Source organism: Parabacteroides sp. 52, from assembly GCF_010500925.1.
Lineage (GTDB): Bacteria > Bacteroidota > Bacteroidia > Bacteroidales > Tannerellaceae > QVMG01.
Genome location: NZ_QVMG01000038.1, coordinates 1 through 5981, shown reverse-complemented (window position 1 = coordinate 5981; position 5981 = coordinate 1). Strand labels below are relative to the sequence as shown.

Sequence of the window (5981 nt, the reverse complement as noted above, 5' to 3'; positions counted from 1 at the left end):
TTTTATTTATCTAATTTTTTAAACAATTGAATCAGTATCAACTACTGATTCGCATAATTAACAATTAATGTTTAGTGATTAGTGATGAACGAAAGCGGGCCTAAGGTTCGTATTCTATAATTGCTTCTTTTCTTTACAAATACCCTCAATGACCGGAACGGTCACCATTAATCGTTAATCACTAATCGTTAATCGTTAATATGCTGTTCTCAACCGATTTAAAGTCAGAAAAGTATAAGCGTAGGCATGTTTTTCATCTACCGGAAACTCTTCTCGTTCCACTTCTCTCCATTGTTTAAAATCTATTTCCGGAAAAAAAGTATCGGCATCGGCAAAAGTATGATGCACCTGTGTCAAATAGATTCTATCGGCAATCGCCAATGCCTGTTTATACACCTGTGCGCCACCGATGATAAAAACCTCTTCTTCCCCTTCACAGCTATCGAGTGCCGCCGGGAGGGAATCAAAAACCACACAATTGGGAAAATCGGCCTCCGCCATTGTAGTCAGTACCACATTTTTACGGTTAGGCAAGGCACCTTTGGGAAGGGATTCAAACGTTTTACGCCCCATAAGAACGGTATGCCCTGTCGTCAGTTCCTTAAACCGTCTCATATCACAGGGTAAATGCCATAATAGCTGTTGATCTTTTCCGATAGCGTTGTCATCCGCCAGAGCGACAACAATTGAAATTATACTCATAAATATATCGTTTAAAAGCCCCTTACACAGCTACATCTCCCTTAATATGGGGATGCGGATCATAATTCTCCAATGTAAAGTCCTCGTATTTGAAGTCAAAAATGCTCTTTACCTCCGGATTTATTTTCATCGTGGGCAAAGGACGGAAATCACGGGTCAGTTGCAATTCAACCTGTTCCAAATGATTAGTATATATATGTGCATCCCCCAGGGTATGCACAAAGTCTCCGGCACGCAAGCCCGTTACCTGCGCCATCATCTGCAACAACAAAGCATAAGAAGCAATATTGAAAGGAACACCCAGGAAAATATCCGCACTCCGTTGATACAATTGCAGGCTCAATCGCCCATCGGCCACATAAAACTGGAAGAAAGCATGACAGGGAGGCAGGTTCATATTCTCCAGATCGCCTACATTCCAGGCACTGACAATGATACGCCTTGAATCCGGATTCTTACGGATCGTCTCTACCGCCTCTGTTATCTGGTCGATAGCTCCCCCTTTATAATCAGGCCATGAACGCCATTGATACCCGTAGATATGCCCCAGATCTCCATTGGCATCCGCCCATTCATTCCAGATACGCACACCATGATCCTGCAAATACTTCGCATTGGTATCGCCTTGTAAGAACCATAATAATTCGTATAGGATGGATTTGAGATGAAGCTTTTTCGTCGTAAGTAAAGGAAAACCTTCTTCCATATTAAAACGCATCTGATGCCCGAAAATACTGATTGTACCCGTCCCTGTACGGTCTTCTTTTTTCACTCCTTCCGACAAAACACGGGTAAGAAGCGTATGATATTGTTTCATGTTTATAATTCTAAATACAACAGGCAACAAATGTACAAAAGTCAACCGTAGAAAACAACTATCCCCTTCCCTATCCTTTACTTTAAGATTCCCTTATACAGGCACCGGATTGGGCTGAGCTATCTACCGTTTTTACCTCTCTTTCTGAAAAAGATAAATGATAAAAGCGTATATTTGCCTTTCAAACAAAACTATTTATCATTTTAATCTGTGTCAATATGAAGAAGATTTGCCTGGCAGTGATGGCTATATGCACCTTATTTGCCTGTTCTGAAAAAAAGGAAGAGACCACTCTTTCCGGTTTATTACAATCCGATTTTGTAGCAACTGCTGACGGGAAACCGGCCGCCTTGTATGTACTTAAAAACGCTCAGGGAGCCGAAGCCTGCATCACGAACTACGGAGGACGCTTGGTCTCCATGATGGTTCCTGACAAGAATGGAAAGATGACCGACGTTGTTTTGGGCTACGACAATATTGCCGACTACCTGGCATCCGAAGGCAATTACGGTGCCCTGATCGGTCGTTACGGCAATCGCATCCAGAACGGTGTTTTCACTCTAGACGAAGTAACTTATCAACTACCCCAAAATAACAACGGACACTGCCTGCACGGTGGACCGAAAGGATACCACACACAAATGTGGGATGCCAAGCAAGTGGACGATCAAACATTGGAACTGCATTATCTATCTCCTGACGGAGAAGCCAATTTCCCGGGCAACCTGGACATTCATGTCACTTACAAATTAACCAATGACAATGCCATCTCCATCTCTTACGCAGCGACCACCGACAAAGCAACCCTGGTCAATCTGACAAACCATAGTTATTTCAATCTTTCCGGAAAATTAGATACAAACGTATTGGATCAATTGATAATGATCAATGCCGATACCTATACGCCGGTAGACGAGACACTGATTCCTACAGGCGAACTGCCTTCCGTAGAAGGCACTCCTATGGATCTGCGTCAACCTATCGCTATCGGTGCGCATATCAATGACGATTTCGATCAATTGGTGAAAGGCCGCGGCTACGACCACAACTGGGTATTGAATACAAACGGAGACATCCACACCTTAGCTGCAAAGGCATACAGCCCTGCCACAGGTATCGCATTGGAAGTATACACCAACGAACCGGGTATACAGCTCTATTCGGGCAACTTCATGACTGGTTCCGACAAAGGAAAACACAGCGTTGTCTATGCACACAGAGGTGCCTTCTGTCTGGAAACACAACATTATCCGGATAGTCCGAACCAAACAAATTTCCCGAGTACTGTACTGCGTCCGGGAGAAAAATATTTCAGCCAGTGTATCTATAAATTTACTGTCGAATAAAAAAACAGATCATGACAGCATATAAACGCATCCTCCTGAAGCTTAGTGGCGAATCCCTTATGGGTGGCAAACAATACGGTATCGACGAAGTGCGTCTCAGCGAATACGCCGAGCAGATCAAAGAAATCGTAGAAATGGGAACCCAAGTAGGCATCGTTATCGGCGGAGGAAATATTTTCAGGGGATTAAGCGGTGCCTCCAAAGGCTTCGACCGTGTAAAAGGAGATCAGATGGGCATGCTGGCCACCGTGATAAATAGCTTAGCCCTTAGTTCGGCATTGACGGCTATAGGCGTACCAACGAAGGTTCTTACGGCTATCCGCATGGAGCCTATCGGTGAGTTCTACAATAAGTGGCGGGCCATTGAATTGCTGGAACAAGGACAGGTCGTGATTATGTCCGGTGGTACGGGAAATCCATTCTTTACCACCGATACGGGCTCTTCCCTGCGTGGCATCGAGATCGAGGCGGATGTGATGCTGAAAGGTACCCGGGTAGATGGCATTTATACGGCCGATCCCGAGAAAGACCCGACGGCCACTAAATTCACCGACATTACTTACGATGAGATTTACACCCGTGGACTGAAAGTAATGGATCTAACAGCCACCACCATGTGCAAAGAGAACAACCTGCCCATCATCGTTTTCGACATGGATACCAACGGCAACCTGAAAAAAGTTATGCGTGGGGATACTATCGGTACCTATGTACATAATTAAACAAGACTCACCCTATACAATACAAAAGAGGCAGATGAGTGAATCATCTGCCTCTTTTGTTATAATGTATAATATATAGCTTAATAAGCAAGTACTTCAAGCTCTGCCGCTTTCACTCTGAAAATCTGGCCGTTCTTTGAAAAAACAAGTTCACCGTCTTCCTTTTTTTTCTCTTTCACCAACCGCTGAAAGGCAATAGTTGCTCCTTTTACTATATTTTCGTCGAATTCCCTTACTTCTTGTTCACTCATAATGTTCAAGTTTTCTATAAATATTCGGATTAAATATCTCTTTTTTATCATTCTTGAATCCTTTGGCAATAATCTCCATCGAAGTCATCGAATTATCCGTTATCATCCAATAGTCACTGATAGGAAGGTAAAGTTGGAACAGATTCTTAATACCACCCGCATACCGTCGACGGATCGTATTTTCCGGAATATTATGACCTCCGGCTGCCACCCTCATTTTAACACGTTCTACTGCCAAATCCGGTGTATTCAACCAAAAATATAACAGTGTCACATAATAACCTTCCCTTTGAGCCTCCCGTATCAAATTAGCAACCGACCGGGTGGCCAACGTCGTCTCCATGGCAAAGGTCGCCCCTGATGCGATTAATTCCTTTATCCGTTTATACATAATTCTGCTGGCTTCAACGGCAACCGCGATACTATCTGCATTGAAAGGGGAAAGCCCCTTAGCTATTTCGTCGGAGTTAACAAATTCTTTACATTTCAACATTTCAGGCAGAATTGTAAAAGAAGCTGTTGTTTTACCTGCTCCATTGCATCCAGATATTATGTACAAATATGGCACTACGTTGCTACTTTATAACGGCACAAATATAGATATTACTTTTGTATTACACACATATTATTTCTCAAAAATAACAAAAATGAGCACAAAATGTACTCATTTTAACCTGTTTCGTTACCCAAAAGCGGGGGTTTCGTGTAAAACTATACAAAAATAAGCTCGCGCATGACTGTGTCGGAAATGAAAATTCCTTCGCGGGAAAGTGAAAAACAACCCTCCTTTTCTATAACTAATCCTTCTTTGACCAGAGAGGGTATCCGAGCATTAAAATAGGAGAAATAGGGATCTCCAAACAGATCTTTGATCTTTTGACTATCCACCCCCCAGGAGGTACGTAAACGGGTAATGATATAATCATTGTAACGGGCAGACAGATCCAATTCTTCCCGTTCTATCACCGGTGCATCGTTCCTTATGCCCTGCAAATATGCCGGCAGAGAAGAAACATTCCATTCGCGGGAAGAGCCATTATAAGAGTGCGCCGAAGGCCCCAGGCCGAGATAAGGTATTCCTTTCCAATAAGAAGAATTATGTCGGGAGACGAAACCGGGACGAGCAAAATTAGAAATCTCATACTGTTCATACCCTGCAGCAGTCAAGGTATCGATCAGAACGGAAAAGAGCTGCAGGCTCACCTCTTCATCCACCGATTGTACCTTTTTCTTTTTCCACAACTTATAGAGCTCCGTCCCTTCTTCATAGATCAGGTGATAAGCCGAGATATGAGGTACATCCATTTTAAGCGCCTCTTCCAAGTTTACCTTCCATTTATTCAGCGTCTGCCCCGGAAGGCCATATATCAGGTCGATACTGATGTTCGTCATGCCCACACCCTGACACCACTCCACCGCACGGAAGGATTGTATCCGGTCATGTCTTCGGTTTAGGAAACGAAGATCATCCAGATCAAAGCTTTGCACCCCCATACTGATACGATTAAAAGGAAGCGTTGCGATCGCCTTGGCATAAGCCGATGTCATATCATCCGGATTCACCTCCAAGGTAATCTCCTGACAGGAACGGGTATCAAAACAGGTATCAATCACCTCAAAAAGCGATCGGAAGTCGTCCGGTTGCAATTGAGAAGGCGTTCCTCCACCGAAATAGATCGTATCCAATGGTTCCCCTCCCAGATAATCTTTGCGCAGCTCTATTTCGCGCATAAGCATCACCAGATACTCCTGTTTAAAGCTCATATCTGTATTGGAAAAGAAATCACAATACAAACAGCGTTTCGCACAAAAAGGAACATGAATATATAAACCTGCCATAATACAATTTGTAGACTACAAATTTAATCAATTAAACGGATATGCGAAGAAGAAAGCCTCTCCCATTCTTTGCTATTGACTCATCATTACCTGGATCAGCCCGGGAATTGGAGGAATTGAGAAATATGTGAAGAGAATTTTCAATTTTAAAAAGTTGACCCCTTTCAGGGCTCAGGGTATCTACTGACCGCACACCACGGGTTTGACAACCCGCGGTTATTCACTTGAAACCCCTTCGGGGTAATTGTGTCTACTACTTATTCATAGAATAAAATTACTTATCTTGTTGATGCTCATTCAAATA

7 protein-coding genes are annotated in these 5981 nt (G+C 43.3%); 2 read left to right on the top strand and 5 right to left on the bottom strand.

All coding sequences use genetic code 11. The annotated features are described in order from the left end of the window. Nucleotides 1–195 precede the first annotated feature (195 nt). Complete coding sequence (locus D0T51_RS11955; protein ID WP_163729598.1) at nucleotides 196–702, bottom strand: dihydrofolate reductase; 507 nt, start codon at nucleotides 700–702, stop codon at nucleotides 196–198. A 22-nt stretch (nucleotides 703–724) separates the two neighbouring features. Continuing rightward, nucleotides 725–1519, bottom strand: coding sequence for a thymidylate synthase (locus D0T51_RS11950; protein ID WP_163729596.1), 795 nt, complete (start codon nucleotides 1517–1519; stop codon nucleotides 725–727). A gap of 218 nt (nucleotides 1520–1737) precedes the next feature. On the opposite strand from D0T51_RS11950, the gene D0T51_RS11945 reads away from it, so the two are divergent. Continuing rightward, entirely contained in the window at nucleotides 1738–2865 is a 1128-nt protein-coding gene (locus tag D0T51_RS11945) for an aldose epimerase family protein (RefSeq protein ID WP_163729594.1), read from the top strand. 11 nt (nucleotides 2866–2876) lie between these two features. Further along, nucleotides 2877–3587 (top strand): UMP kinase, encoded by a 711-nt coding sequence (gene pyrH, locus D0T51_RS11940; RefSeq protein ID WP_163729592.1) that lies wholly within the window; start codon nucleotides 2877–2879, stop codon nucleotides 3585–3587. Nucleotides 3588–3667: 80 nt separating this feature from the next. On the opposite strand, the gene D0T51_RS12245 is transcribed toward pyrH, so the two are convergent. The 3 genes from D0T51_RS12245 to hemW form a co-directional block, all read right to left on the bottom strand. Continuing rightward, nucleotides 3668–3838, bottom strand: coding sequence for a hypothetical protein (locus tag D0T51_RS12245; protein WP_203583387.1), 171 nt, complete (start codon nucleotides 3836–3838; stop codon nucleotides 3668–3670). Beyond that, nucleotides 3831–4406: a zeta toxin family protein gene (locus D0T51_RS11935; protein WP_163729590.1), complete on the bottom strand. Its 576-nt coding sequence runs from the start codon at nucleotides 4404–4406 to the stop codon at nucleotides 3831–3833. The genes D0T51_RS12245 and D0T51_RS11935 overlap by 8 nt, the downstream gene beginning before the upstream one ends. Before the next feature lie 143 nt (nucleotides 4407–4549). Further along, complete coding sequence (gene hemW / locus D0T51_RS11930; RefSeq protein ID WP_163729589.1) at nucleotides 4550–5677, bottom strand: radical SAM family heme chaperone HemW; 1128 nt, start codon at nucleotides 5675–5677, stop codon at nucleotides 4550–4552. Nucleotides 5678–5981: the final 304 nt, after the last annotated feature.

Bases quoted from the DNA above. Each gene is read 5' to 3' on its own strand.
- D0T51_RS12245 (WP_203583387.1), bottom strand. From the start codon at position 3,838: ATGAGTGAACAAGAAGTAAGGGAATTCGACGAAAATATAGTAAAAGGA.
- D0T51_RS11955 (WP_163729598.1), bottom strand. From the start codon at position 702: ATGAGTATAATTTCAATTGTTGTCGCTCTGGCGGATGACAACGCTATC.
- pyrH (WP_163729592.1), top strand. From the start codon at position 2,877: ATGACAGCATATAAACGCATCCTCCTGAAGCTTAGTGGCGAATCCCTT.
- D0T51_RS11950 (WP_163729596.1), bottom strand. From the start codon at position 1,519: ATGAAACAATATCATACGCTTCTTACCCGTGTTTTGTCGGAAGGAGTG.
- hemW (WP_163729589.1), bottom strand. From the start codon at position 5,677: ATGGCAGGTTTATATATTCATGTTCCTTTTTGTGCGAAACGCTGTTTG.
- D0T51_RS11945 (WP_163729594.1), top strand. From the start codon at position 1,738: ATGAAGAAGATTTGCCTGGCAGTGATGGCTATATGCACCTTATTTGCC.